General features: G+C 60.6%; 23 protein-coding genes. 7 read left to right on the forward strand and 16 right to left on the reverse strand.

The window, feature by feature from the left end; genetic code table 11:
* Positions 1–11 precede the first annotated feature (11 nt).
* The 10 genes from ACILSL_RS00965 to ACILSL_RS01010 form a co-directional block, all read right to left on the reverse strand.
* On the reverse strand, positions 12–1,031 hold the full coding sequence (locus tag ACILSL_RS00965) for a glycosyltransferase family 9 protein (protein WP_395730117.1): 1,020 nt from the start codon (positions 1,029–1,031) through the stop codon (positions 12–14).
* On the reverse strand, positions 1,028–1,750 hold the full coding sequence (locus ACILSL_RS00970; RefSeq protein WP_395730118.1) for a metallophosphoesterase family protein: 723 nt from the start codon (positions 1,748–1,750) through the stop codon (positions 1,028–1,030). The genes ACILSL_RS00965 and ACILSL_RS00970 overlap by 4 nt, the downstream gene beginning before the upstream one ends.
* A 317-nt stretch (positions 1,751–2,067) precedes the next feature.
* Complete coding sequence (locus ACILSL_RS00975) at positions 2,068–2,544, reverse strand: dihydrofolate reductase (RefSeq protein WP_395730119.1); 477 nt, start codon at positions 2,542–2,544, stop codon at positions 2,068–2,070.
* A gap of 9 nt (positions 2,545–2,553) precedes the next feature.
* Positions 2,554–3,912 carry an MBL fold metallo-hydrolase gene (locus ACILSL_RS00980; RefSeq protein WP_395730120.1) on the reverse strand — a complete coding sequence of 453 codons (1,359 nt, stop codon included), beginning with the start codon at positions 3,910–3,912 and terminating at the stop codon, positions 2,554–2,556.
* A gap of 74 nt (positions 3,913–3,986) precedes the next feature.
* Positions 3,987–5,195: a hypothetical protein gene (locus ACILSL_RS00985; protein WP_395730121.1), complete on the reverse strand. Its 1,209-nt coding sequence runs from the start codon at positions 5,193–5,195 to the stop codon at positions 3,987–3,989.
* 30 nt (positions 5,196–5,225) lie between these two features.
* Positions 5,226–7,757 carry an ATP-dependent Clp protease ATP-binding subunit gene (locus ACILSL_RS00990; protein WP_395730122.1) on the reverse strand — a complete coding sequence of 844 codons (2,532 nt, stop codon included), beginning with the start codon at positions 7,755–7,757 and terminating at the stop codon, positions 5,226–5,228.
* A complete protein-coding gene (locus tag ACILSL_RS00995; protein ID WP_395730123.1) occupies positions 7,747–8,871 on the reverse strand; it encodes a protein arginine kinase in 1,125 nt (374 codons plus the stop codon). The genes ACILSL_RS00990 and ACILSL_RS00995 overlap by 11 nt, the downstream gene beginning before the upstream one ends.
* Positions 8,872–8,947: 76 nt before the next feature.
* Positions 8,948–9,508: a UvrB/UvrC motif-containing protein gene (locus ACILSL_RS01000; protein ID WP_395730124.1), complete on the reverse strand. Its 561-nt coding sequence runs from the start codon at positions 9,506–9,508 to the stop codon at positions 8,948–8,950.
* 81 nt (positions 9,509–9,589) lie between these two features.
* Positions 9,590–10,204: an HAD-IA family hydrolase gene (locus tag ACILSL_RS01005; RefSeq protein ID WP_395730125.1), complete on the reverse strand. Its 615-nt coding sequence runs from the start codon at positions 10,202–10,204 to the stop codon at positions 9,590–9,592.
* Between the two features lie 36 nt (positions 10,205–10,240).
* A complete protein-coding gene (locus ACILSL_RS01010; protein ID WP_395730126.1) occupies positions 10,241–11,011 on the reverse strand; it encodes a platelet-activating factor acetylhydrolase IB subunit in 771 nt (256 codons plus the stop codon).
* Between the two features lie 221 nt (positions 11,012–11,232).
* Between ACILSL_RS01010 and fdhA the strand changes: the two genes are divergently transcribed.
* The 5 genes from fdhA (at position 11,233) to ACILSL_RS01035 (ending at position 18,513) form a co-directional block, all read left to right on the forward strand.
* A complete protein-coding gene (gene fdhA, locus ACILSL_RS01015; RefSeq protein ID WP_395730127.1) occupies positions 11,233–12,429 on the forward strand; it encodes a formaldehyde dehydrogenase, glutathione-independent in 1,197 nt (398 codons plus the stop codon).
* Positions 12,430–12,686: 257 nt separating this feature from the next.
* Positions 12,687–13,772, forward strand: coding sequence for an alpha/beta hydrolase (locus ACILSL_RS01020; RefSeq protein ID WP_395730128.1), 1,086 nt, complete (start codon positions 12,687–12,689; stop codon positions 13,770–13,772).
* Positions 13,773–14,104: 332 nt separating this feature from the next.
* On the forward strand, positions 14,105–15,934 hold the full coding sequence (locus ACILSL_RS01025) for a di-heme-cytochrome C peroxidase (RefSeq protein WP_395730129.1): 1,830 nt from the start codon (positions 14,105–14,107) through the stop codon (positions 15,932–15,934).
* A gap of 234 nt (positions 15,935–16,168) precedes the next feature.
* The gene (locus ACILSL_RS01030; RefSeq protein ID WP_395730130.1) at positions 16,169–17,593 is read left to right on the forward strand and encodes a cytochrome P450; all 1,425 of its coding nucleotides are present in this window, start codon (positions 16,169–16,171) and stop codon (positions 17,591–17,593) included.
* Between the two features lie 476 nt (positions 17,594–18,069).
* On the forward strand, positions 18,070–18,513 hold the full coding sequence (locus ACILSL_RS01035; protein WP_395730131.1) for an ABA4-like family protein: 444 nt from the start codon (positions 18,070–18,072) through the stop codon (positions 18,511–18,513).
* Positions 18,514–18,599: 86 nt separating this feature from the next.
* Here the strand turns inward: ACILSL_RS01035 and ACILSL_RS01040 are convergent, their stop codons facing one another.
* The 5 genes from ACILSL_RS01040 to ACILSL_RS01060 form a co-directional block, all read right to left on the reverse strand.
* Positions 18,600–19,232, reverse strand: coding sequence for a DUF2959 domain-containing protein (locus ACILSL_RS01040; protein WP_395730132.1), 633 nt, complete (start codon positions 19,230–19,232; stop codon positions 18,600–18,602).
* Positions 19,233–19,238: 6 nt separating this feature from the next.
* On the reverse strand, positions 19,239–19,595 hold the full coding sequence (locus tag ACILSL_RS01045) for a glutaredoxin family protein (RefSeq protein ID WP_395730133.1): 357 nt from the start codon (positions 19,593–19,595) through the stop codon (positions 19,239–19,241).
* 115 nt (positions 19,596–19,710) lie between these two features.
* Complete coding sequence (locus ACILSL_RS01050; protein WP_395730134.1) at positions 19,711–21,897, reverse strand: alpha/beta hydrolase family protein; 2,187 nt, start codon at positions 21,895–21,897, stop codon at positions 19,711–19,713.
* Between the two features lie 33 nt (positions 21,898–21,930).
* The gene (locus ACILSL_RS01055) at positions 21,931–22,641 is read right to left on the reverse strand and encodes a prolyl oligopeptidase family serine peptidase (RefSeq protein ID WP_395730135.1); all 711 of its coding nucleotides are present in this window, start codon (positions 22,639–22,641) and stop codon (positions 21,931–21,933) included.
* Between the two features lie 42 nt (positions 22,642–22,683).
* Complete coding sequence (locus ACILSL_RS01060; RefSeq protein WP_395730136.1) at positions 22,684–23,379, reverse strand: zinc metallopeptidase; 696 nt, start codon at positions 23,377–23,379, stop codon at positions 22,684–22,686.
* A 98-nt stretch (positions 23,380–23,477) separates the two neighbouring features.
* On the opposite strand from ACILSL_RS01060, the gene ACILSL_RS01065 reads away from it, so the two are divergent.
* The gene (locus ACILSL_RS01065) at positions 23,478–24,491 is read left to right on the forward strand and encodes a hypothetical protein (RefSeq protein WP_395730137.1); all 1,014 of its coding nucleotides are present in this window, start codon (positions 23,478–23,480) and stop codon (positions 24,489–24,491) included.
* Positions 24,492–24,588: 97 nt separating this feature from the next.
* Positions 24,589–25,314 (forward strand): hypothetical protein, encoded by a 726-nt coding sequence (locus ACILSL_RS01070; RefSeq protein ID WP_395730138.1) that lies wholly within the window; start codon positions 24,589–24,591, stop codon positions 25,312–25,314.
* 6 nt (positions 25,315–25,320) lie between these two features.
* On the opposite strand, the gene ACILSL_RS01075 is transcribed toward ACILSL_RS01070, so the two are convergent.
* Complete coding sequence (locus ACILSL_RS01075) at positions 25,321–26,109, reverse strand: succinate dehydrogenase/fumarate reductase iron-sulfur subunit (RefSeq protein ID WP_395730139.1); 789 nt, start codon at positions 26,107–26,109, stop codon at positions 25,321–25,323.
* Positions 26,110–26,125 lie beyond the last annotated feature (16 nt).

Here is a 26,125-nt window from a genome sequence, read left to right on the forward strand (position 1 = left end):
GCGGCAGCATCTCAGGCCAGTCTCTGGCACACCCATTCGCCGATGCCGCGTGCTGCTTCATCGCTCACGCTGGCATCGCGCAGGCATTCCTCGGCGCTGAATTCGCTGCGCGTCGCGATGCGTCCGCCTTTCCAGACGTGTGCGGCGGGCGGATACGGGCCGACTTTGCGCGGATCGCTCCAGGTGTGGATGCCGAGCGTCTGCGGATTGACCGCTGCAGCGATATGCATCGGTCCGCTGTCCACGCTGATGCAAAACTTCGCCTGCCGCATGACCCAGATCAGCTCCGGCAGGGAGGTGCGCTGGCTCCAGTCATGAATGTGGGTGCCTCTGGGCCGGGTCGGGTCCGAAGTCATGCCGACGAGGACGACCGGATGCGGAGCCAGGGCATCGCACAGCGCCTGCAAAGAGGAATGGGAGAGAGATTTGCCCTCGCCCCGTGACCAAGGATGCACGGCGATGAAACCCTGCAGCGAGTTCTGCCAACCAGCGGGAGCCGTGCCGGGAGTGAGTTCAAAGGCAATGGCTTCCGGCTCGATGCGGATGCCCAGGGCACGCGGCAGTTCGAGATAGCGATCCACCGCATGCGCTCCAGCATTCACTGGAACGGTGTGATTGTAAAAGAAGAGGGAGCCTTCACGGGCGTCCGAAAGTCCGATGACGGTTTGTGCTCCACGCCAGCTGCTGACCACTCCACTGCGCAGCAGTCCCTGAAAATCGAGCACGATTTCGGGCTCCTCACGCGGCAGCGTCATCCAGGTGCGCCGCCAGTTCCAGAAGCGCGCCAGACCGGCCAGACCGCGAAAAGTTTTGCGCGGGAAAGGAATCACTTCATCGATCAGCGGGCTGCCCTGCAGGATCGGCATCCATTCGGTGTTGGCGAGCCAGCGGATTTTCAGATGCGGATGCGCATCCCGCAGCGCCTTCACGGCAGGCAGCGTGTGGACGATGTCACCCAATGAACTGGGTTTGACGATGAGCGCGGAGCGGAAATCGCGCAGGCTGGGAAGCTGGCGCGTAGCGGCGCTCATTTGCCCAAGGCAAGACGGTCGGCCAGCAGAGAGGGCAGGCCGGCGGCGCGGATTTTACCCTGCGCAGTTTCGATGTCGTATTCCAGCCGGCGGATCGAGATCGTCTGCGCCTGCACGTCATAGATGGCATACGCAGCGCGCCAGTCGCCATCGCGCGGCTGGCCGACGCTGCCGACATTGACGAAATATTTCACGCCGCGTTGCAACTGCACATCGGTGCCACGGGCGGCACGCACGGCGTCGTCTTTTTCAAAGATGCGCGGCACATGGGTGTGGCCGTAAAAGCACACCTGGGTGAACTGGTAGCTGAAGCTGGCCATCGCATCAAAGCGATTGGTCACGTAACCCCAGTTGCCGGGAGAATCGAGCGTGGCATGGACGATGGTGAAATCGCGCACCTGGCGCACCAGCTTCAGATCCCGCAGCCACTGACGCTGCTCTTCGCTGAGCTGTTCACGTGTCCACAGCAGGGCGTTCTGGGCCAGCGGGTTCAATTCTTCGAGGGAGCTTTCACAGGCGGCCCCTTCATCGTGATTGCCACGCACCACCGGGCAGCCCAGATCCCGCACCGCCTGCAGGCATTCCACCGGGTTGGCCGCATAGCCGACGATGTCGCCGAGGCAGACGTGATTGGAACAACCCTGCTCCTGAGCGTCCCACAGAACGGTCTGCAGGGCTTCAAGGTTGGCGTGGATGTCTCCGAAAATGGCAAATTTCATCGTCTAAGGTTGGCGGCGATTACTGCACCTTCGGGACATGAGCAGGGAAATCAAGCGTTTCAGTATCAGAAACCTACCGTGATGGCTGAAAGCAGGTGGCCGCGCCCCTGCGGAAAAAGCAAACGGGGCGGATCACCAGATCTGCCCCGTCGCTTGATAGAGTCCAACAGCCAGAAGGAACCACTATTTGAAAGTTTTGACTGAACCGCTTTCGGCTCGTTGTCTGATGGTAGACTCCCACATATCGAAAACGATGCGTCAGGCGCTCGTAAATGAGTTGTAAGGAGGATGTCAGAACCGCTTTGGTGGCGGCTGATTTACTTCACGTCCGCCAGTCTTTCGTAGTAGCGAAATTCCAAGCCCTCTGACTGACCCACGACTTCCTTGAGTTGGAAGAGATGCTCGAAGGGTGGCAGGAGGACATCGCCCTCGTAGGGAGCGGCGATCCAGGTGAGATAAAGCCCGTCACACTGGGGTAAAAGCTCTTCGAACACGCGTGCACCACCGATGACAAAGACGGTCTCGGCTTCACCACACACCTGCGGCAGTTCGGCGGCGCTGCGAATGACGGTCACCCCCTCTCGCGGGGCCATGGTGTGGCTCAGCACGATGTTCTGGCGTCCCGGCAGCGGCCTGCCGATGGAATCAAACGTCGCCCGTCCCATGAGGATGGGGTGGCCGAGCGTCGTTCGTTTGAAAAACTTCAAATCCTCCGGGAAATGCCACGGCAGCCTGCCCTCGCGTCCGATGACGCGGTTGCTCGACATGGCGACGATGGCGATGAGGCGCGGCATGGCCGGAAGTTACCAGAGATCGATCGGCTGATGCGGTTCGGGGCGGATGATTTCCGTCCCGGGGATGGTCTCAGTGAAGCGGCGGGTGAACCACATCTGTGCGGGCTCCTCACCGTGGACGAGCAGAAGCTTCTTGGGCTTCACCTTCTCGATGTATTCGGCGATCTGCTCACGTGAAGCATGGGCGCTGAGGTCAAAGCTCTCGATGCGGGCGTTCAACGCCACGGCAGGCATGTCCTTGGAGAGTTTGATCATCGTGCCGGGCTTGGCATTGCGGATCTTGTAGCCGGGGGATTCGGGATCGGTGTAGCCGACGAAGCAGACGGTGTTGCGCGGGTTGTCGAGGAACTTCTGCGCAAAGGTGTTGGAAACGGTGTGCTCCGTCATCATGCCGCTGGAGAGCGCGTACAGCGAACGCGGGCTGGAGACGATCTCCTGGCGCTTCTTGCTCTTGCGCGGCACCAGCATCTTCATGTCGTCCAGCAGGCGGAAGCCGGGATAGCTGCGGCGGCTGCGGGAGGCGTAGTGATCGTAGAGCACGGTGATCTTGGTGCTCAGGCCGCCGATGTAGAGCGGCATCTCAGGGATGAGGCCTTCCTGGTGCAGTTCATGCAGCATGAGCATGACCTCCTGCGTTTTGCCGAGGGCAAAGACGGGGATCATGACGGCACCACCGGCTTCGTGAGTTTCGCGGATCACGCTGGCGAGGCGTTCTTTTTCGCCTTTGCGAGAAAAGCCTTCCGGGCGTGCATAATCGCCGCGGGTTGTCTCGGCGATCATCACATCAATGCCGCTGGTGGGGAAGTCGGCGGCGCGGCAGATCGTCTGCGCCTCGAAATTCACGTCGCCTGTGTAGAAGAGAGTGTTGCTGCCTTCACGCACCAGGACACCCGTGGAGCCGAGAATGTGGCCGGCATCGAACATCGTGGCCTCCAGATTGGTGTCTGGAATCTCAAACGGGCGGTCAATGTCGCGGTAGATCCACTGGGCGCGGATGTCATCCAGTTCACGGTGGGTGAAGAGCGGGTATTCCGGGATGTTTTCCTCCTCGCGCTGCTTCGTCATCACGTTGACGGAGTTGTGCAGCATCGCAGACGCCAGTTCGCCGGTGATTTCGGTCATCAGCACCGGGGTGTTCGGCTGCTTGCGCTGCAGCACCGGCATGGAGCCGATGTGGTCATGATGCGCATGCGTGATGATCACCGCGTTGGCGGATTTGTGCGGCACCACGCTGAAATCCGGCAGGGCTTCATGGCCCGCACGTTTCGGGTGCATGCCGGCGTCCAGCACGACGCGGTGGTCCCCGGCTTCGAGGAGGTAGGAATTGGCGCCGATCTCACGCCGGCGGGTCAGGTTGCGAAAACGCATGCGATATTTTTTTGAGGGAGGGGGAGGCCGACACTAGGGGCTTGCCAGTGTTCCACAAGGAGTAACTTCATCCTTCAGGCCTTCCTGCGCCCTGCGACACGGGCAAACACCGCAGAAACAGCGAGCAAAGCGGCGGGAATCGTGGGCGGGCACCAGATGAGGCTGGATTGGAAGGCCTGGAAGCAGATCACCAGAGCAACGAAGATGCACAGGCCCCCCAGCAGAAGGGTCTTCTTGCGTGGCACAAACAGCACCAGGAAGGTTCCCGCCAGACCGGCGACGCCCCAGACGAGCCATTGCGCCCAGTCTGGCAGAAGCTGCAGTCGCGGCATGGCCAGGATTTCGGCCAGAGCCACGGCATGCAGGCGGGCCAGACCCCCGGTCTGATCGTCATCCGTGCCGATCACCACGAGTTTGCCGCCGGAGAGGTGCTGCTTGTCCTGCGGAGACAGCGCCTCGGCGAGTTCTGAGGTCATCAGATTGAGCGCATTCACTTCGGCGACGGGCTTGTTCATGCACACCCATTCGCCATTGCGGGTGAGGTTGACAAAAACACCATTGGCCAGATAAGCGCCCGATCCTGTCGCCAGCGCCAGCCTGTGTCTGGCATAGGGAGTCTTGGTGAAACGCGCCAGCGCCTGCGCCAGCACGGTGGGACGGAGCCTGCCGCCTTCCTGCAATGCATAGGGCAGCAGCACCGTCTCCTTTTCCATGCGGCTGATGGCGATGCCGAGCTCCGCCTGCGCGCGCATCAGTTCATCAGGGGCGGCGATCAATGCACCTAGCGCAGGCACGGACTGGATGGCGCCCTCCACTTTTTGGAAGACAGGCAGGGAGTCTTCGAGGCCGCCAAGAAACGCCGGTCTGTCAGGGCTGGTGGCAAGCTGTGCCTCAACTCCGAGGACGGTGCTCGGAATGGGCAGCAGCGCCCGGGCGGCTTCACTGGCAAATTCCGGCGGGGGTTTGCCCCAGAAAAGCGTCTCTGGAACCACCACCACCGCTGGATCATAGGCCTGCAGGCTTTTCAGGACCATCTGCCAGTCGAGCGGACGCGGGGGCCAGCCGGCGTACTCCGCCTTGTCGGCCACCCGCATTTTCACAAAGACCACCGGCGAATCAGCGAGCTTCTGCTCGCTGGTCATGACAAAACGACCCCGCGCATTGGCCACGAGAAAGTCGAGAAACAACTCATCCACGCGCTGAAACCGCCCCGCCTGATGCTCGCGATCCAGCCACCAGCCGAGGCTGGCAAGGAGGACAACGAGAGTCAGGGCACGGATCATGGCAGGCGGAGCCCGGCGGATCACTCCCGGTTAAGGGGCTGGCGTCTCGGCTGGAATATCGGTGATGGTGGGTTCGCGCTTGTCGGCGGCAAACTTGAGGCGCTTGGTTTCTTCGTCGTGGGAGACCTTGACGATGTCGCCTTCGCGGATGTCACCGCGCAGAAGATGCTCGGCCAGCGGATCTTCGATGTTTTTCTCCACGGCACGGCGCATCGGACGCGCACCATACTGCGGATCAAAACCTTCCTTCATGAGGAACTCGCGGGCGCTGTCGTCCAACGTGATGTGGATGTTCTTCTTCTTGAGGCGGGTGACCACCTTGCTGACTTCGAGATCGACGATCTTGTTGAGCTGCTCCTTCTCGAGCATGCGGAAGATGACGATGTCGTCGAGGCGGTTGAGGAACTCAGGCTTGAAGAACTTCTTCGCAGAATCGGTGATCTTGCCCTTGATGCTGGCGTTGTCAGCGATGTCCTGCTGCATGGCGATGAAGCCAAGGCTGGTCTGACGCTTGATGGTTTCAGCACCAATGTTGGAGGTGAGGATGACGATGGTGTTCCTAAAGTCGATCTTGCGGCCGAAGTTGTCGGTGACCTGGCCTTCTTCGAGAATCTGCAGCAGCAGATGCATGACATCCGGATGTGCTTTTTCGACTTCGTCGAACAAGATCACGGAGTAAGGGCGGCGGCGGACGGCTTCGGAAAGCTGGCCGCCTTCTTCATAACCGACGTATCCCGGAGGTGCACCGATCAGACGGCTGGCGGTGTGTTTCTCCATGTACTCGGACATGTCGATCTGGATCAGCGCCTCGGCGGTGCCAAACATGAATTCGGCGAGGTTCTTCGCGAGGAAGGTCTTGCCGACACCGGTCGGGCCGAGGAAGAGGAAGGAGCCGATCGGGCGGCGTGGATCCTTGAGGTCAGCGCGGGAGCGGCGCAGGGCCTTGCTGATGGCGATGACGGCTTCGTCCTGCCCGATGACCTTGCCTTTGAGCTCGGTTTCCATCTTGAGCAGTTTCTCGGCTTCAGCCTGTTCCATGCGTTGCAGCGGAACGCCGGTCCACTTGGACACGACGGACATGATGTCCTCTTCGGTGACGTCCACGATGCGCTCCTGATTGTTGGTGCGCCAGGCTTCCAGCACGTCATCAAAACGCTTCTTCGCGTTCTTCTCACGGTCACGGAGGCTGGCGGCCTTTTCGAAATCCTGCTCCTTGATGGAACCTTCCTTCTCGACGCGGATCTCTTCGATCTCACCTTCGATTACCTTGAGTTCAGGTGGACGGGTCATGGCGGCGATGCGGGCCTTGGAGCCGGCTTCGTCCATGATGTCGATGGCCTTGTCAGGCAGGAAACGGGAGGGCAGGTAGCGTGAGCTGAGATTCACGGCGGCCTTCAGTGCGTCTTCGCTGTACTTCGCCTTGTGATGCAGCTCGTATTTGCCACGCAGGCCGAAGAGAATGCGGATGGCGTCCTCGACGGAGGGCTCTTCGATCTTCACGCTCTGGAAGCGGCGTTCCAGCGCGGAGTCCTTCTCGATGTATTTGCGATATTCATTCAGCGTGGTGGCGCCGACGCATTGCAGCTCACCACGGCTGAGCGCGGGCTTGATGATGTTGCTGGCATCCATCGCACCTTCAGCGCCGCCGGCACCCACGATGGTGTGCAGTTCGTCGATGAAGAGAATGACGTTCTTGTTGCGGCGGATTTCATCCATCACCGCCTTGATGCGCTCTTCAAACTGGCCGCGATACTTCGTGCCGGCGACCATCAATGCGAGGTCGAGGGTGATGACCTTCTTGTCGCGCAGGATTTCAGGAACGTTTCCGGCGGCAATTTCCTGGGCCAGCCCTTCAACGATGGCAGTCTTGCCGACACCGGCTTCACCGATGAGCACCGGATTGTTCTTGGTGCGGCGGCAGAGAATCTGGATGACGCGGGCGATTTCTTCCGAGCGGCCGATGACAGGGTCCATTTCACCCTTGATGGCGAGCTCCGTGAGATCGCGACCGAAGGCTTTGAGCGCCGGGGTCTTCTCGTTCTTCTTCTTGTCGCCGGAAGGCGTGTTGCCGGTGGGATTGACGGGTTCACTTTCCTCCTCTTCCTCTTCATTCTGGGAGGAAAAATTGGGGTCGAGCTCCTTGAGGATCTCGCTGCGCGCCTTGTCGAGGTTCACATCGAGGTTGCGCAGTACCTGGGCGGCCACGCCTTCGCCTTCGCGGAGAAGGCCGAGGAGGATGTGCTCCGTGCCGACGTAGCTGTGGTTGAGCGCCTTCGCTTCCTTCGAGGCCAGGGCGAGCACCTTCTTCACCCTTGGGGTGTAGGGGATGTTGCCCACCATCTTGGTCTCAGGGCCGGAGCCGACCTGCTGCTCGACCTGCATGCGCACGGTCTCGAGGTCGAGTCCGAGCTTGGTCAAGACGTTGACTGCGACCCCCTGGCCGAGTTTGATCAGGCCAAGCAGGAGATGCTCCGTGCCGACGTAATTGTGGTTGAAACGGTCGGCTTCCTTGCGGGCAAGGGCCAGAACCTGTTGGGCGCGTGGAGTGAAATTATTCATCATGATTAGGGGAGGTGGTGCCTCCGTTGTTAGATTGTGATGGTGGAAAACTACCCGGGCCGTCGATGGATTGCAACCGCGTGCGGGTTAAATCAGCACGCATGCTGTCACGCTCCTCAGGGGACAATTCACGCGCAGCATTGAGCTGCAAATGCGCAGGTTGAATTTCAAGCAGAAGCATGTCGATCAGGCTGCGGTCGCAGTTCCTGACAAGATCAAGGTCTGCTCCGAGACGCAGCATGGAAAGCAGGTTCAGTGCCTCCTTGGAGGTCAGGATGTGCGCATACCTCAGAATGGCGAACGCACGCCCGATCTGGTCTTGCAGCATCGTCTGGTGGTCCTCCTTGAGCTTGGCGCGGGCCGTCACTTCAGAGCGGACGACACCTTCGATGACCTTTTCGATCTGGGCGATGATTTCAGGCTCTGCCTCACCCAGCGTGTGCTGGTTGGAGATCTGGAACAGGTTGCCCAGAGCTTCGGTGCCTTCGCCGTAGAGGCCACGCACAGCCAGGCCGATCTTGCCAATGGCCTTGATCACCGGGTTGATCTGCTCGGTCAGCACCAGCGCCGGCAGATGCAGCATCACGGAGGCGCGCATGCCGGTGCCCAGATTGGTTGGGCAGGCGGTCAGATAGCCCAGCTTGGGGTCAAACGCATAAGGCAGCAGGCTTTCCAGCTCCGTGTCCACACGGTCCACCACTTCATAGGCGCTGGTCAGGTTCAGCCCGGGCCGGATGCCCTGGATGCGGAAGTGATCCTCCTCATTGATCATGATAGAGATGCTCTGCTTGCGGTCCACCACCACGGCGCAACCGGAGGAACGCGCCGCATGCTCACGGCTGACGAGGTGGCGCTCCACCAGCACCTGTTTGCGGATCTTGCTGAGCTCGGTGTAGTCCTCGCTGTAGCCGTCCCGCATTTCGGGCAGTTCTTCAACCACCGGGCGTGCGCGCTCCAGCAGCTCGATGCGCTGGCGCTCCTGACTGAAGCCGGGGAAGGGGTAACCACGAAGATTGCGTGCAAGACGCACGCGTGAGGTCATGACCACATCAGAGTGAGGCCCCGCGCCTTTCATCCAGTCGGCGGGGTTTTTGATCAAGGTGGCAAAACGCATCATGAGATTACGAAGTTGGACGGTGCAAAAGAGATACGCGTTGAAAGATACGGAAGGATCATTTCACCTGAGACATCCTTCATTTGGAGGCCTTGGGCTGAAGATTTTCGATCTCTGATTTCAACTTGGCTGCATCTTCGTAGCGCTCCTCCTTGACGGCCAGATCCAGCTCGGCGCGGAGCTTGGCAATGTCCGGTGGTGGTGGCAAGGGGGGGGGCGCTGCCGGTGCGGGTGAAGGCGCGTCTTTCAAAGCGGTCGCTCGCTGCCTTGGGAGTATCTGGGGGGCGACGGCGCTGAGGTGGCTCGGACGCTTGCCCACATGCCGGGTGCCTTTGTGCATGTTGCGCAGCAGCCCGTCCAACCCATCACGGAAGGCTGTGTAGCATTCTGGGCAGCCCATGCGACCGATCTTCTTCAGCTGGGATGCCGTGAAGCCGCACGCGTCGCACACGATTTCCATCGTGTCCGACTCCGTTCGGTGGGAGGGGCTCAAAAAGGCTTCCGCAAGACCAAAGCCGGTCTCCTCGGTCACGCCTTTGGCCTTCGAACAGGTCTCACACAGATTCACTGTGGTCATCTGACCGTTGATGATCTGGGTGAGGAACACGGTGGCCTCATTTTCGCAAACGTCGCATTTCATGGAATTATTCGTGCATGCATTCATGCCACACAGGTGATACGAACGGCAGCGCGTACTGGGTATGACAGGTATTCGCGCCCGTCAACCAATGCCCTGAGCCGCCAGCCATTCGTCCAGCTCCGCCTGAAACTGCGGATGCTTCACAAAGCTGTAATGAAATGTCCGAAAACCCAGGCGCTTCGCTGTGGCGATGTTGGCCTCCAGATCGTCGATGTAAAACGTGTGTGCGGGGTCAAGATTCAGCTGCGCGGCGGTCTTGAGAAAGATCTCTTCTCCTGGCTTGGCGCAGCGGGCGGTGTGTGAATACACCCCATCTTGGAAATGCTGGAAAATCGCAAACTCGCGCAGGAAGTAGGTTTTGTGCAGCTCGTTGGTGTTGGAGAGCAGGTGCATCGGCAGCTTTCCCGCCAGCGCGGAGAGCGTCGCGTGCATGGGTTCGTTCTGGGCAAAGATTTCGCACCAGATGGCGGCAAACTCCTCCGGTGTGCCACGAAACCCCGTCAGCGCCATGCCCTGCCGTACAAACTCTGCATCATCCATGTCACCCACCTCATACGGTCCTTTGATGTCATCGAACAACGTCAGCACCGTCTCCGCCGGATGGTCGCACTGCTGCGCCAGCCGCCGGGCGGCGATGCTGAAGTCGAAATCGATGAGGACTTTGCCGATATCGGAAAGGATGACGGGCTGGGGCATGGGCCTCCTATGCACGCAGGACTTGCGTGCGCCAGATTATTTCATCAGCTCAGCGAGCTTTGGACCGATGGCGTCGGCCCAGATCTGATAGCCCGCAGGGGAAAGATGCAGGAAGTCTGGCATGATCTCCTTGGTGAGGCTGCCGTCGGGCTGCATGAATTTACCGCCGATGTCGAGGAAGAAGACATTCTTGCCGTCGTCGAGTTTGGCGATGATGGCGTTCACCTGCTTCAGTTTGTCGCGGCCTGGATTCGGACTGGCTTTTTCACCACGTGGGAAAACCGCGAGCAGGAGGATCTTTGCCTGCGGCTGCTTGGCGCGGATGGTTTCGACAATGACGGTGACCCCCTTGGCGATGCCTTCGGCAGAATCCGAGCCGGAGTTGTTCGTGCCGATCATGAGCACCACGGCCTTGGGCTTGATGATCTCAAGTTCGCCGTTCTGGATGCGCCACAGCACATGCTGCGTGCGGTCACCACCAATGCCGAAATTCGCGGGGGTGTATTGGGTGAAGGCCTTTGCCCAGACTTCCTTGCCATTGCCCGCCCAGCCGGCGGTGATCGAGTCACCGAGGAAGACGAGCTGTGCCTTGCCTTGCTTGGCGATGCTCACGAACCTCTGATGCGAAGCGATGAAGCCGGGGTTGATCTTGCCATCTTTGCCGTACTTTTCCGCAGGCACATCTGGTGGCTGCGGGGGCATGACCACCGCCGGAGCCGCTGGTTTGACGGCAGGCGTCGGTGTCTGAGCCCGGAGGGCGGTGGTGGCAAGCAGCAGGAGGGACAATGCGAGTGATGTAATTTTCATGCATGCGCATTGTGGCGGACTGCTTGCGGGCAGGCAACCGAAAGAGCATGAAGCGCCATCCGTTTAGTCAACCCGGCGGCGTCAGCCTTTCCCGGCCCCTGCACCGCTCATTCCTGGCTGCTATTAAATGTTTTTCCCTCACCAGGATTGACGCGGTCTGCCAGTTTTGAATAGCATGACCGGGAATCCCCTAATTCAACCAACCACAACCATACAATATTATGCCAAGCAATCATGGTGTCGCCTACATGGGTACCGGAAAGGTAGAGGTTCAAAGCATTGATTTCCCGAAACTGGAGCTGCGCGAGCAAAAGCGTAAATGCCATCACGGGGTCATCCTCAAAGTCGTCAGTACGAACATCTGCGGTTCAGACCAGCACATGGTGCGCGGTCGTACCACCGCACAGAAGGGGCTGATCCTCGGCCATGAAATCACCGGCGAAGTCATCGAGACGGGCCGCGACGTGGAGTTCATCAAGAAAGGCGACATCGTCAGTGTGCCCTTCAACATCGCCTGCGGGCGCTGCGCCAACTGCAAGGAAGGCAAGACCGGCATCTGCTTGAATGTGAATCCTGCCCGCCCCGGCGCAGCCTATGGCTACGTGGACATGGGCGGCTGGGTCGGTGGTCAGGCGGAGTACGTCATGGTGCCCTACGCTGACTTCAATCTCCTGAAGTTCCCGGATCGTGATCAGGCGCTGGCCAAGATCAAGGACCTCACCCTCCTTTCGGACATCTTCCCCACCGGCTATCACGGTGCCGTCTCTGCCGGAGTTGGCCCGGGTGCGACGGTTTACATCGCCGGCGCCGGCCCCGTCGGTCTCGCCTGTGCTGCTTCCTGCCATCTCCTTGGTGCTGCGGTCGTCATCGTCGGTGATTTGAACAAGGAGCGCCTTGCCCAGGCGCGCCGCTTCGGCTGCGAAACCGTGGACGTTTCTCTCTCTGCCTCCGTTCAGGATCAGATCGAAAACATCCTCGGCGTGCCGGAAGTGGACTGCTCGGTGGACTGCGTCGGCTTTGAAGCCCGTGGCTGTGGACACAATCACAGCAAGGAAGTGCCTGCTCAGGTGCTCAACAGCGTCATGGAACTCACCAAGGCAGGCGGTGCCATCGGCATTCCCGGACTCTACGTCACGGGTGATCCGGGCGCGGTCGATGAAGCGGCGAAGGTCGGCAGCCTTTCCATCCGCATCGGCCTCGGCTGGGCCAAGAGCCACACCTTCGTTACCGGCCAGTGCCCGGTCATGAAATACCACCGCCGCCTCATGATGGCCATCCTTCACGACAAGATCAAAATCGCCAAGGCGACCAACGTGCAGGTGATCTCCCTCAAGGGCGCACCGAAGGGCTACGTGGACTTCGACAAGGGCGCGGCGCGCAAGTACGTTATCGACCCGCACGGCATGATCAAAGCCTGATCCGTTTTGGATAGTTAGGTTGGAAAGCCCTTCTGCTGCAAAGCGGGAGGGCTTTTTTCTGGACATGCGCCGATGGCATGGCGCGAGGGCTGTCATGTCGGCCATGCCCAAATCCCCGGCGCACTTCAGGATAAGATAAATGAAGATGCAAAAAGACGGCCGCAGAATCTTTTGCGTTTACTTTCGATTCGTGCAGAAATAATACTTAAAATAAGAAGCCTGATTAAATAAGTATTTAACCTATGCCTAAATATTGGATGATAAGCAACCGGCTCTTCCGGCAGGGACAGCCCACCCACGAGATCGGCAAGGTCAGCTACTGGACTACCGACGACGACGCGGCTGACACCATCGACAAGTGGACCCAGGTCACCCCTGCCGCCTTTGAGGCGCAGCTCAAGCAGGCCGCGCTGGCCTTTCCCCTCGTCTCCCAGGCCACCGCAGACGCCTTCACCGCCCAGAGCGGCCAGCCGGCCGAGACCATGCCTCTGCTCAGCCAGATGGCTGCGCACCAAGAGCAGAAGCACGTCGGCTTCTTCATCCACGGCTACAACAACGGCTTTACCGACGCCGCCCAGCGCTACCAGCAGCTCACGCGCGACCTCTACGCCGGGCCAGATGGTCTCGGCCTCTGCATCTCCTTTGACTGGCCCTCCTTCGGCAGCATCCTCGGCTACCTGCCGGACCGCGACCACGCCCAGGCCTGCGCCGCCGACTTTACCGACATCCTCAGCCGCCTGCACGACTGGCTGCTCGTCAAGCAGAAGGACGCCCAGAGCGACCCCACCGACGCCTGCCGCGCCAAGATCTCCATCATCGCCCACAGCATGGGCAATTTCCTCCTCCACCGCGCCATGGGCGCCTGCTGGAAGCGGCAGAATCAGCCCCTCGCCGTCTCCCTCGTGAACCAGATCCTCATGGTGGCCGCCGATGTGGACAACGACCTCTTTGAGCCCGGCTGCCAGGACAGCGCAGACGGCGCCGCGCTCGCCAATCTTACCTACCGCATCACAGCCCTCTACACCGGGCGCGACACCGTGCTGGGCGCCTCCTCCGGGCTCAAGCACTTTGGCACCCGCCGCCTCGGCCGCAGCGGCCTGGCCGTGCGCCCGCCTACCGACAGCGTCAGCGGCCGTGTGGACAATGTGTGGGACGTGGACTGCTCCACCTTCTTCCCTGCGCAGTACGACAGCATCCCCCTCATCGACGGCATCCCCATCCACGGCGCGTACTTTGTGCACCCCGGCACCGTCACCCTCATGAAGGAGCTCCTCAAAGGCACCGACCGCAGCGCCCTCGACGCTCGCGGCCTGCTCAAAGGCAGCGCCTGGCCCAAGCCCTAGTGCCCAACCATCGCGGCGTGGTCCGCACACTCCGTGTGCGGTTCCTAGCGCCCTCGACACCTCATTCAATCAGCGAGCCTCTCCCTCGCGCGCCGCCCCATTTTCAGTTCTCAGTTTGCAGTCCCACACGCTCCCGATCTCGCCCATCACTCACTCATTCATCGAGGATGAGGAAGATTCTCAAACCGACAATCCACCGCCACACCTTCTCTTTTTGCGCCTCTTTGCGGCCACCTCCTCATGCATCACCCAGCGTCAGCGCATTGATCGAGGACGAGTTCGAGTAGGAGGGCGAGCACGAATCTCAAGCCACGTCTCTACCACACCCTGCCATGAAAAAGCCACTGCCCATCCTCGTGCTCGCCCTCATGGCGGGCGTGCTCCTGTACTTCCGCGCCTCCGCCGGCCACATCATCGCCACCGGCACGCCGGTGGTAAACTCCCGGGACAACGCCATCAATCTGGAGCAGGGCTGGTCCGTCCGCACGCAGCAGGCCTATTACTTCACCAATCAGGGCTCCCGCATCCTGCCGTATGAGTGGTTCCTCGCGCTCGAAATGCCCTACAGCCAGGCGCTCTTCCGGGGCGATGACAACATGCGCGCCCTCCGCTACCTGCCCACCGGCCCCGACTCCAAATGGAACCCCGACGGCCTCCCCGTCGGCTTTGTCAAAGGGCTGGATGAAAAGAAGCAGGCCTGGCTCGGAATGACCTGCGCCGCCTGCCACACCGGCCAGATCGCCTACAACGGCACCACCATCCGCATCGATGGCGGCCAGACCATCGCCGATGTGGACGCCTTTGACCTCAGCCTCGTGGCCGCCATGAAAAAGACCGCCGAAGACGAGGAGAAATTCACCCGCTTTGCCACCGCCGTGCTCGGCCAGAGCGCCACCACCGAGGGCAGGACCACGCTGCGCGACGCCCTGAAAAAACGCACCGCCGCACTCCATGACCGCAATGTGGCCAACCACTACCAGAGCCCCAATATGCCTCACTACGGCTACGGTCGCACAGACGCCGTCGGCCAGATCTTCAACAAAGTCCTCGTCCACATGAACAACATGCCGGACAACGCCCTGCCCTCAGACGCCCCCGTCAGCTACCCCTTCCTCTGGGGCACCCACCAGTCAGACGTCGTGCAGTGGACCGGCTTTGCCCCCAATGGCCCCCTGAACATCGGCTCCCTCATCCGCAACGGCGGCGAAGTCCTCGGTGTGTATGGAGAGATGGACATCCCCGACGACAAAAAAGCCCACAAATACAAGTCCTCCATCATCGTCGAAAACATCGGCCTCCTGGAGCAGTGGGTCGCCACCCTGCGCTCTCCGCAGTGGCCGGAGAAAATCCTCCCGCCCCTCGACAAAGCCCTCGCTGAAAAAGGCCGCGTCCACTACGACAAGCACTGCGCCTCCTGCCACGCCGTCGTCTCCCGCGAAAACGAAGGCATGAACTACAAGTCCGTCCTCGTGGACATCGAAAAAGTCGGCACCGACTCCCGCGAGTACGACAACATGATCAAGCTGCGCAAGGCCGGCAAATTCGCCGGGCGCAAGCAGGCCGGCGTCATCGGCAAAGAGATCGGCGCGGAGACCAACGGCCTCGATCCCCTCATCAACTCCGTCGTCGGCGGCCTGCTCGAGCACCCGCTGGAGTCCATCAAGGCCAACATCACCATCGCCAAAGGAGAGATCACCGCCGAGACCCTCAACGACGCCGCCAAGAACTACGTCCCCGGTGGTCCCGGAGAGGACAACACCACCGTGCTCGAGCGCATCTTTGCCGACTTCAACCAGCGCCGGGAAAACCTGCGCACCAATCCCGTCATCAACACCAGCCTGCCCATGGCTCCTAAGAAGTACAAGGCACGCCCCCTCACCGGCATCTGGGCCACGCCGCCCTTCCTGCACAACGGCTCCGTGCCCAGCCTCAAGGAAATGCTGCTCCCCGCCGCGCAGCGCTCCAAGACCTTCCACCTCGGCACCCGCGAGTACGACCCCGCCGTGGGCGGCTACAAAGACATGCCCGAATTTGACGGCAAGCCCTCCTTCACCTTTGACACCACCCTCCCCGGCAACTCCAACGCCGGCCACGAATACGGCACCACCGAGCTCAACGACGAGCAGCGCAAAGAACTCCTCGAATACCTCAAGAGCCTCTGAGTCTGCCCAAGCCACCCATCGCGAAGTGGTCCGCACACTCCGTGTGCGGCACCCAGCGCCTTCAAGACCTCCCATAGCCCCCGAGCCCGCCTCATCCTCTTTTTTGATCCTTCTTGCGCCTCTTTGCGGCCAGCTCATCACGAGTCACCCAGCTTGCGCGCCATGATCGAGGACGAGTTCGAGTAGGAGGACGAGGACGAAACTCAATCCCCCCACTCTCCCCAACGCGCCCACATGAAACTCCGACCCGCCGCCACCGCACTCAGCCTCGCAGCTACCGCCTGCGTCGTCTCCTGCTCCCTCTTTGCGCCCATCAACCGCCTGCACCCCACCGACCCGCAGGCCTTCCTCAAAGACTACGACCGCCAGTGGCTGGAGGTGCTCAAGCTCAAGACCCTCTTTAGCTGGCTGCAGGACAACTCCATCGAGACCTTCAAGGAGATGCGCGCCCACCGGCCCATCATCACCACCGCCCCCGTGCCTACCAAGGCCGGGCTCAAGTTCACCTCCACCGTCCTCGTCGCCAACCGCCAGGACGTCGTCGAAGTGCTCGACAAATGGGACACCTTCACCGTGCGCCTCTACGGCTCCAAGATGGACGAGTGCATGGGCGCCTACATGCTCGGGCGCGACCACACCCGCTACAACCTCGTGGAGAAGCCCTACATGCGCCACCTCATGCCGCCGTCCGACTTCCCACGCATCAAAAGACAGGTCGTCTCCCTCGCGCACAAGGCCATCGCCGAAGGCACCCAGACCACCACCGACAAAAACGGCAAAGCCATCGGCCGCATCGAGATCGTCAACAAAGTCGCCCGCCGCGTGCCCATCCTCCTCACCGGCACCTATGGCGGCTTCCCCGGCCCGGACGAGGCCTCCATGTTCCGCTGGTCCCGCGCCACGCAGGCCGACTTCTTTAAAAACATCAAGGCCGAGCCGCCCATCCACGCCGATGCCATTCGCGCCGGCCACGAGATGACCGCCTACATCGACAGCCTTATCACCGAAAAGCGCGCCCTCCTCACCCAGAACCCCGAAGCCGAAGACACCATCCTCGCCCGCATGCTCAAGCAGGGCACCAACAAGGTCCAGGGCATCACCGACGACCGCATGATCATCCTCACCGCCGGCCTGCTCATCGGTGCCGGAGAGACCACCCAGGCCGCCGTTTGCAAATGCCTCACCGAGCTCTTCACCCGCCCTGCGGAACTGCAGGGTGCCATCAAAGCCGCACGTGAAAACAACGACGACCTCCTCGGCCGCTACGTCTGGGAGGCCCTGCGTTTCCGCCCCGGCAACTCCGTCCTCCCCCGCTACGCCGAGCAGGACTACATCCTGGCCAAGGGCACCCCGCGCGAAACCAAGATCGCCAAAGGCTCCCTCGTGCTCGCAGGTACGCAGTCCGCCATGTTTGACGAGACCTTCGTTAAAAACCCCGAGCAGTTCCGCCTCGACCGCCCGCAGAGCATGTACATGATCCTCGGTTACGGCTGGCACCGCTGCCTGGGGGACCACATCAGCCTCATCCAGGTGCCGCAGATCATCAAAGCGCTGCTCCTCAAGAAAAACCTCCGCCCCGCCCCCGGCAAACAAGGCGAGATCAATCAAAAAGGCGGCCCATTCCCAGAGCAGTACATCCTCGAATACGACCGCAACTAACGCGCCTCACGCCCTCTCGTAGAACGAAGGTCCACATTCGTTCTACGAGCGCCCGCGCCCACCCAGCGCCAGGTAGGGCTGGCTGTCACAAGCCAGCCGCTGCCAAAGCCCCGCGCCTCCTCAAACCCAACGCGCCCGCCACCAGCGCCGCTGTTAAAAACCCATAACCACAGCGCCCCGCATCCGCCAAGTAGCCCTGTTGCTGTGCAACAGGGACACCTCCCTCAAACTCCACCGCCCTCGCCCGCCCACCGTGAAGTGGTCCGCACACTCCGTGTGCGGTGCCCAGCGCCCCCAACACCCCCAGTCTCCTGCTACACCTCATCCTCTTTTTTTGATCCTTTTTGCGCCTCTTTGCGGCCACCTCAACACGAACCACCCAGCGTGCACGCCATGATCGAGCACGAGTTCGAGTAGGAGGACGAGGACGAAAAACCAAGCAGCACCGAGCCACACTCTCCCCACACCCGCACCTCATGGACCTCTACACCCTCACCTTCAAAGTCTGCAACATCCTCGTCGCGCCCTTCTGGCTCAGCATGATCTTCCTCCCGCGCTGGAAAGGCACCGACAAGCTCATGCGTCCGCTCTGGCCCATCTTCCTCATGTGCCTGCCGTATGCGCTGCTAAACATCCCTTACTACCTCACCAACCTGCCCATCTTCGCGCGCGGAAATTTTGCCGAGATCGCCAAGCTCTTCACCGATCCCCACTGCGTCGCGCTCGCCTGGATCCACTTCCTCGCGGTCGATCTCTTTGTCGGCCGCTGGATCCACTTCGACAGCCTGGAGCGCGGCTACAGCCGCTGGCTCGTCGCCCCCTGCCTGTTGCTCACCCTCTTGGTCGGCCCCACCGGCACCTGCGCCTACCTCCTCCTCCGCGCCCTCAAAGCGCCGGCCACCCCTCTGCCCACCGCCTGAGTTCCTGTCTGAGTCTCAGCCGGAGTGCATCCGCCCCCTCCTTCCACATCAGTTGTCCAAGGCCCGCAATCAGGAGGGGCCTCACTTCACAGCGTCTGAATAAACCGGTCCGCCTCAGCGATGGATCGGTTCATCTGATCGAGCAGACGCTGGATGTCGCCTTGGATGTTGTCCGCCGTGCCGCGCAGAGAGCCGATGGCGGCGGCGTTCAGATTATGCTTCAAATAGAGAACCTGATCGTGAAACTGGCGCAGCACGGGCTCCATCGTGGCTTCGGCCGAGTGCAGGGAACGTGAAAGCGGCTCAAACCGGCTGCGAGTATCTGCCAGCTTGCGGCGGCTGTCGGCAGCCAGAGAGGCGTTTTCATACTGGCGGATCTCGACCTCCCATTCGCGGAAGAGATCTCGCGCCACGGTGTCCACCTCGCGGATTTGGCTGCGCACCCGGCTTGCTTGGGCTTCGCAGTCTTCATACTCACCTTTGAAGCGGTTGTAGGCAGACTCGAGATTGCCGCCGTTGTAGTTGGTCAGCTTTTTGAGCTGGGTCAGGGCGTCCTGAAACTGTTCACCCGCATCCTTCTGCTCGCCACGAGCTTTCTTGACCGCGCTCTTGAGCAGGTCACGCTTCTCGTAGCCCAGCTTTTCCCAGGCGGCGTAATAGACGGTGTTGCAGGCAGCGAGTGAAACCGCCAGCCCAAGGAGGAAAAGCCGGGAACGCATGCAGAATCAGCCCACGAATTTCAAGGTGCCCACCTGACCTGCGGCCATGGCGGCGTGCTGCGCGTCGGTGCAGGCGGAATTGGTCGGTGCATCGGCTGGAGCTTCGCTTTTTTCGAGCAGACCATTGTCCGTCATCCAGGTTTCCACTTCAGCACCGCTGATGTCGGCCAGCATGATGCCGTTGATTTCCACGCATGGAGACAGCGGCTGGCCGCTCTTCTGTTCCATCTCCCAGCGGAAGGCAGGGTTCTTGATGATGTCCTTCTCTTCGAAAGCGAGCTCATACTTGCGGAAGATGGCGCGGACGCCTTCGCTCCAGCCGCAGTAGGTTTTCAGGTAGGCGGTGATTTTGGGTGTTTGCATAGCGCGTTGGGTTACGCCCCCAGCCTAGCGGACGATGCAGCGAATGCAAATGGGCTGTCGTGGAGGCCTTCGGCTGGAAAATCCGTAACGGTCTTGGCGCGGGTAAGCCTGAGCATCACTTCCAATCAAGCTTCTGCTTCAGGAATTCAAACGTCCCCACCCCATGAATGGTATGCGGGCCATCAAAGTGCTCGATGGTCGCACGGTCACCGATGAGCAGCTTGTTGTAGAGGCGGCGCACCTTGGCGAATTCGTAGTTCACCCATTCATCCACGCCCACACCGTCGTTGTGGCCGCGCTCGACCATGAAGGGGCGCGGGGCGATGAGGGCGGCCATTTCCGCGTAGTTGAAAGTGCGGCCCATGTTCCACTCCCAGATTTCATACTCGTGGGTGTGAATGTAGCTCATCGGCATGTCGGTGCTCACGCACTTGCGCACCCATTCATTGAAGTCACCGCTGCAGATGCTCAGGCAGTAATCTGTCAGGACGGCAGGTGTGCGCATGGCGGATTTCCCACCGTAGCTGAGGCCGTAGAAGGCGATCTTGTCAGGCTGCGTGAACGGCTGCGCCTTCAGCCACTCCAGAATGCGCTGGTGCTGGCCGTTGATGACGCTGTAGAGCGTCAGTCCCAGAGGATTGAGCTTCCGCTGCAGCGTGCGGAACGCATCCTTGCCCCGATACGGATTGTGCGGGGCGAAGGTGATGAATCCTTGTTCGGCCAGCCGCAGCGTGAAAGCCTTGTACGCCCCATAGACGCGGTTGGTCTCATCGGTGGTGATGGTGTCTTCCGGGAGGCCTTCCAATCCATGCTGGCAGACGACGACGGGCCGCTTCTCGCCGGGCTTGAGATCTTTCGGCAGGCACAGCCAGCCCCAGGCAAAGACGTCCTCCCACACATCCATCGTCACCTCATAGATTTTGACCTTGTCCGTCTCGCGCACCAAGCGGCTTTTGGCATTCACCGGCAGGTTCGGGTCAGGCAGTCGGCCGATGACTTCATTCCAGAACCGGTCGCGTTCGCCGGCGGTGTGTTTTTCAAATTCAGCCACCGATTTGAGTGGCAGCTTGTCCCAAAACTGCGCTTTGCGCTCCATTTCAGTGCTCACCAGCAGACGCTGTGTGAACGTCTCCAGTTCTCGCACCAGGCGCTTCTGACGCGTGTCATCCACTCGGGCGCGCTCCTCGTTTTTCTGCGGCATGATCGGCTCAATCCGCTTCACGAGCTGCCCGGCGACATCTGCTGGCAGCAGATGAGTGACCACCTCTTTGAGGCCATGCTCCTCCGTGGCCAGCATCAGCCAGTCACCCGGCACGAGCGCTTTCGCACGGGCGACCTCGGCTTTGACGGCTTCGAGAGTCGGTTTGCTGATCTTGCCAGGGGCTGCGATTTCACGTTCGCCCTGCTTGGCCTTTGGCGGGCCCTGCACATTCGGGAAGCCGAGGTTTTGCACCACCAGGGGACGTGGGCCGATGAGGGATGCCACTTCGGCATCGCCAAAATCGCGCAGCAAATTGAACACATTGCGGTAGATCGGTTCCGCCCAGACGCCCTCTCGTGGTTCGAAACAGCCCCAGACATAAACGGAGCTGATGCGTTCGTCGATTGCCCCGGAGTACATGGCGATGAGGCCGCCCTCACCGAGACCGGCCACGAGCAATGGCAGCTTAGGCTGCGTGCTGAAGTAATCGACGACTGACAACATCTTCTGCACTTCGTAGCCGATGACGTGGCGCCCCAACTCATAAGACTGGCGGTAGATCCACTCGCGGTGCGGCACGTTCGTTTTCACACCAAACTTGTCATTGGTGCTGAACTCGCTGCTGCGGCTGATGAGCGCAGGAATGACGATCTCGCAGCCGCTGTAGGCCAGCATGGCGTCATTCGCCAGCTTCTCGGGATCGGTGTCAGCGTCCGGGATGTAGATCACCCGCGCCACGGGCTTTTCTTTCGGCTGAATCAGAATGCCCTCCCCATGCACACCCTCAAACACCGGCCAGCGTACCCGCAGGATGCGCGCGGTGTCGGTTTCCGCCAGGAGCGCCGGAGACGAAGTGTCGCCAACGAGTTCGAGCGCCGTGATGGGCAGGCGCTGGTCCACCACACCGAGGACGGACTTCAATTTCTCGCGCGTCGGTTTGCGGCCCGCTTTCGACTGCTCAATGAGCCTCAGCGCCATCTTGTCGATGCCTGCCACCATGGTGGCGGAGAAGTCAGGATTGGGCTCCAGTGGCTGGGTGCCGGGCAGCACCTGAGCCTGCAGTGAGGAGGCGATGAGAAGCGGGAGGAGAGGTCGGATCATGGGAGATCAAACGCCCGCCGAGCCTTCTCCCTGTCATGGCTTCTTCTGCTCAAACAGCCAGCTCCAGAACTCCGGATTGGCATAAGTCTGAGTCCAGGAATCATGACCGACACCGGGGTAGATAGTGAATTGGACGGGCGCGTCGATCTTTTTCAGGGCATCGTAAATCTTCTGGCTGTTCTCGATCGGAACCGCTCCGTCTTTGTCGCCATGGAAGATCCAGCAGGGCATGCTCTTCAGACGCTGCGCTGTCACCCAGCGCACCCCGGCACCACCGCAGATGGGAGCAATGGCGGCATAGGTCTCAGGATATTCAAAGGCGGTCTCCCATGTGCCGAAGCCACCCATGCTGATTCCAGTGAGATAGATGCGCTTAGGATCGACGCGCAGCGTTTTGACCAAGTGTTCGGTGACCGCCTGGACAGCGTGTGGATTCCACAGGTTGTTGGGTTCGCATTGCAGGCTGGCGACGATGGCGGGAAATTTCTGTCCGGCAGCCACCAGCTTCGGCGGTCCGTGCTTTTTGATCAGTTCAAGATCGGTGCCGCGTTCTCCGGAGCCGTGCAGGAACACCACCAGCGGCCACTTTTTGTCGGGGCTGTCTTCATATCCCTCCGGCTTGCTCAGGAGGTAGCGGTAGTTGACCTTGATGACAAAATCACCGCTGAATGAGGACGGCGCTTGGGTGTCTGCGTGAAGAACGGACGAGGCGGCAAGAATGAAGATGGCGGCAAGTTTGAGCATGGGAACACAACGTCACCCAAGATGGACGCCTTGCCACTCAGATCACTGTGGCCGCATCTTTCCTGTGCCGGGCAGGGCGCTCAGGAAGAAATAACGTGGGGAGCGCAGCAGATCACCGACCTCGCGGATCGCCATGCAGAAAAGCAGTTCATCAAGCCGGCCACCAGCCTGGGGATGGTTTTTGAGATATTCATCCAGGAAGCGGCGCAGGCGCTTGTTGGCATTGAACTCCAGCGGTACGCTGCCGAGGTTCAGCAGCAGCAGCAGGACGATGACTCCGGCGGTGACGAAAATGGCGTTCTTCGCTATGAGAATGCGGGCGATCATCAATCCCACGATGGCGAATACAGCGGCCATGGGAATGTAGCGGCTCATGCGGATGCAGCTCTGCCGCCATTTGAGTTCGCTTAAGGACTCGCCGGTCTGCAGCGCATGGGCTGCCTCATGCAGGGCGATGGCCCAGGCGGACAACGTCGTGCCCTCAGCGACATCCCGACGCAGAAACAGCCGGCGACGGGTCGGGTCAAAGTAATCGGTCACGACGGCATTGTGCTCGACGATCTGCACGTCATCCACCCCTTCGGATTTCAGAAACATGAGGGCGATTTCACTCCCGGTATGTGCCGTGGGGGCATTGGCACGAAAACCCTTGAGCATCATCGTCTCATGGCGTGCCTGCGCCCAGCGGGCGACGGCCAGGCCAAGGAAAAGAGCAGCGATGATGAGAATGAAGACCATGAGAAGAAACGGGAACTACCCTCGCAGCAATACGGGGGCTGGCAAACCATCCATGCGTTGATCTTGCGCCGGGGCGGCAGGCGTGATTGCATGGCTGCATGATTCGTTTTGTTATCTTCTGCCTGCTTGCAGCGGGTTTTTGCCATGCTGAAGACATTCTTGGCCAGGGGGAGTTTCGTTATCGGGTCGCGCCCGGCTGGGGGCGCGAGGCGCTGGCGCAGGTGAACGTCAAAAATGGTCACGCAGTGTCGATTGATGCACATGGACGCTTGTTGTTTCTGACGGATGATGCCAGGAACAATGTGGTCGTGCTCGATTCGAAAACGGGGACCTTGATCAAGCACTGGACGGCGCGCATGCCGGGGGCGCATGGGATGAGCCTGGTGCGGGAAGGGGAGCGCGAGGTGCTATTCATCACGGACACTCAGCTCCATGAGGTGCGCAAATTGACGCTGGATGGTGAAGAACTGGCGCATTTTGCGTGGCCGGAGCAGGCGAAGCTGCATGCGAGTGCGAATGAATACCGGCCCTCGAAGACGATTCATTTCGCGAACGGGGAGTTCTGTGTGTTCGACGGGTATGGGAAGGACTACCTTTTTCACTACAAACCGGATGGTTCGCTGCTGCGCTGGTGGGGTGGAAATCTGGGGGAGGGGGAGAACCAGCTGAAGCATTGGGGACCGCATGGCGGGGCTTTGGATGTGTCGGATTCAGCAAAAACTCGCATCATTATCGCCATGAGCGATCAGCAGGAGATCAAAAGATTCACGGCGGATGGGCGCTTCATCGACAAAATCACCATGCCCGGCGGGAATCCACGAGACATCGTGTTTTGGGGGGAATACGCGATTGTGCCCCATTTGGGTGACCAGTGGCCGAAGGACAAGAACTCCCCTGGATTCATTTCCATCGTGGACCGGGAGTATCGGATCGTGTCCAATATCGGGGCTCCGGCGGCTGTGTATGTGGATGGTGTGCTGCAGCCGATGCAGAGCGATCGTAAGACCTTCATTCATCCTCATGGAGTGGCCGTGGATGCTGAGGGAAACCTTTACGTGGCGCAGTTTGCCTCTCCGGCGGCCCCCTTGCTGAAACTGGAGCGCATCAAGTGAGTGCAACTTTTGGCGGGCAGACGGGTTATTAGCCTCAATGAATACTGAGACCAGCTATCAGGTTGCCAATGGAACGCAGCGGCGGAAAATGACCGTCATGCGCCCTCTGGTTCTCCTTTTTGCCCTTGTCACGGCTGCCGTGGCCCAGTCCGAAGGTGACAAGCCTGCACCGCCGACAGGACCGCCGCCGCATCGTGATGGCGAGCATCGTGGACCGAGCATGATGTCGGGCATGGGCAGGCCGCGTGGGTTTGACGGGTTTGAAAAACTTTCTGAAGCCGAGAAGCAGAAGGTGAGGGCCGCTTTCGAAAAGGCGTGGCAGCGTCCCGAGGTGATCGAATCGCGCGACAAGGCGCTGCGGGCGAATGAGGAGATGCGCAACACGCTGCACAACGCGCTGAAGGAAATTGATCCTGAAGTCGTGGGCATCCTGGAGAAGATCAAACCGCAGTTCCCGATGGATCAGCGCGGTCTGCCGGAAATGCCGAAACCGGATTCACCCAATTTTGCCCTCATGGCGGCCATCCGGCTGGGAGCGGAGCTGCAGGCCATCTCAAGGCCGGAGCGGCGTGATGAAACGCGGGGTTTCCATGAGCGTCTTCTTCAACTGCCGCGTGTCAAAGAAGCACTGGCGAGACTGGATGCTTTTCCACCGGCAGAGCGCATGGAGGCCTTCAAAAGGTTTCGCGAAATCTACCGCGAGGCGGCAGGTCAGGAATTCATGAAATTTCGTGAGCGGGGAGGAGAGCCCAAGGACGGGTTCCGCCGTCCGCCACCGGAGCAGGACAAGCCTGCTCCTCCTCCCGGGGAACCGAAGCCGTAAAACGGATCAATCTCCGCCGCCCGCTTCCTTGCGGCTGTTACCAAAGGCGTCTTTGACTGCAGCCACCGCGTAGTCGCGGTTGAGCTTGGTGATCCAGCGGACGCTGATCTCCTTCGGGCAGGCGGCTTCGCACTCGTACTGGTTGGTGCAGTTACCGAAGCCTTCCTTGTCCATCTGACGGACCATGCCGAGGGTGCGGCGGTCTTTTTCGGGCTGACCCTGGGGCAGGGAATTGAGCTGGCCGGCTTTCGCGGAGACGAAGAGCATGGCGCTGGCGTTTTTACAGGCGGCCACACAGGCACCACAGCCGATGCACTCGGCGGCGTCCATGGCGGAATCGGCAACTTCCTTGCCAATGGGCAGGGCATTGGCGTCCTGTGGTGCACCGGTGCGCACGCTGACGAAGCCGCCGGCCTGCTGGATGCGGTCAAAGGCTCCGCGGTCGATCATGAGATCCTTCAGGACCGGGAAGGCACGCGCGCGGAAAGGCTCGACCCAGATGGTGTCGCCGGTGCGGAACTTGCGCATGTGAAGCTGGCAGGTCGTGGTGGCCTTTTCAGGACCATGTGGGACGCCGTTGATCTGCATGGAGCACATGCCGCAGATGCCTTCACGGCAGTCGTGGTCGAAGGCCACGGGATCTTCGCCCTTGGAAATCAGGCGTTCGTTGACGATGTCCATCATCTCCAGAAAGGAGGCATGATCGGGAATGTCCGGAGCGTCGATGTCCTGGAAATGGCCGGGCTGTGAGCCGTTCTGACGCCAGACTTTGAGGTGCAGATTGAGTTGAGACATGGGGACAGGAAAGAAA

The organism is Prosthecobacter sp. (genome assembly GCF_044222345.1).
Classification (GTDB): Bacteria; Verrucomicrobiota; Verrucomicrobiia; order Verrucomicrobiales; family Verrucomicrobiaceae; genus Prosthecobacter.

Coding starts and splice junctions, on each gene's coding strand:
- ACILSL_RS01070 (WP_395730138.1), top strand. CDS start 24,589: ATGCGCCCTCTGGTTCTCCTTTTTGCCCTTGTCACGGCTGCCGTGGCC.
- ACILSL_RS01060 (WP_395730136.1), bottom strand. CDS start 23,379: ATGGTCTTCATTCTCATCATCGCTGCTCTTTTCCTTGGCCTGGCCGTC.
- ACILSL_RS01005 (WP_395730125.1), bottom strand. CDS start 10,204: ATGCCCCAGCCCGTCATCCTTTCCGATATCGGCAAAGTCCTCATCGAT.
- ACILSL_RS01000 (WP_395730124.1), bottom strand. CDS start 9,508: ATGAAATGCGACGTTTGCGAAAATGAGGCCACCGTGTTCCTCACCCAG.
- ACILSL_RS01055 (WP_395730135.1), bottom strand. CDS start 22,641: ATGCTCAAACTTGCCGCCATCTTCATTCTTGCCGCCTCGTCCGTTCTT.
- ACILSL_RS00990 (WP_395730122.1), bottom strand. CDS start 7,757: ATGATGAATAATTTCACTCCACGCGCCCAACAGGTTCTGGCCCTTGCC.
- ACILSL_RS01020 (WP_395730128.1), top strand. CDS start 12,687: ATGATAAGCAACCGGCTCTTCCGGCAGGGACAGCCCACCCACGAGATC.
- ACILSL_RS01045 (WP_395730133.1), bottom strand. CDS start 19,595: ATGCAAACACCCAAAATCACCGCCTACCTGAAAACCTACTGCGGCTGG.
- ACILSL_RS00980 (WP_395730120.1), bottom strand. CDS start 3,912: ATGCGTTTTCGCAACCTGACCCGCCGGCGTGAGATCGGCGCCAATTCC.
- ACILSL_RS01065 (WP_395730137.1), top strand. CDS start 23,478: ATGATTCGTTTTGTTATCTTCTGCCTGCTTGCAGCGGGTTTTTGCCAT.
- ACILSL_RS00965 (WP_395730117.1), bottom strand. CDS start 1,031: ATGAGCGCCGCTACGCGCCAGCTTCCCAGCCTGCGCGATTTCCGCTCC.
- ACILSL_RS01010 (WP_395730126.1), bottom strand. CDS start 11,011: ATGAAAATTACATCACTCGCATTGTCCCTCCTGCTGCTTGCCACCACC.
- ACILSL_RS01030 (WP_395730130.1), top strand. CDS start 16,169: ATGAAACTCCGACCCGCCGCCACCGCACTCAGCCTCGCAGCTACCGCC.
- ACILSL_RS01075 (WP_395730139.1), bottom strand. CDS start 26,109: ATGTCTCAACTCAATCTGCACCTCAAAGTCTGGCGTCAGAACGGCTCA.
- ACILSL_RS01025 (WP_395730129.1), top strand. CDS start 14,105: ATGAAAAAGCCACTGCCCATCCTCGTGCTCGCCCTCATGGCGGGCGTG.
- ACILSL_RS00995 (WP_395730123.1), bottom strand. CDS start 8,871: ATGATGCGTTTTGCCACCTTGATCAAAAACCCCGCCGACTGGATGAAA.
- ACILSL_RS00975 (WP_395730119.1), bottom strand. CDS start 2,544: ATGCCGCGCCTCATCGCCATCGTCGCCATGTCGAGCAACCGCGTCATC.
- ACILSL_RS01050 (WP_395730134.1), bottom strand. CDS start 21,897: ATGATCCGACCTCTCCTCCCGCTTCTCATCGCCTCCTCACTGCAGGCT.
- ACILSL_RS00970 (WP_395730118.1), bottom strand. CDS start 1,750: ATGAAATTTGCCATTTTCGGAGACATCCACGCCAACCTTGAAGCCCTG.
- fdhA (WP_395730127.1), top strand. CDS start 11,233: ATGCCAAGCAATCATGGTGTCGCCTACATGGGTACCGGAAAGGTAGAG.
- ACILSL_RS00985 (WP_395730121.1), bottom strand. CDS start 5,195: ATGATCCGTGCCCTGACTCTCGTTGTCCTCCTTGCCAGCCTCGGCTGG.
- ACILSL_RS01040 (WP_395730132.1), bottom strand. CDS start 19,232: ATGCGTTCCCGGCTTTTCCTCCTTGGGCTGGCGGTTTCACTCGCTGCC.
- ACILSL_RS01035 (WP_395730131.1), top strand. CDS start 18,070: ATGGACCTCTACACCCTCACCTTCAAAGTCTGCAACATCCTCGTCGCG.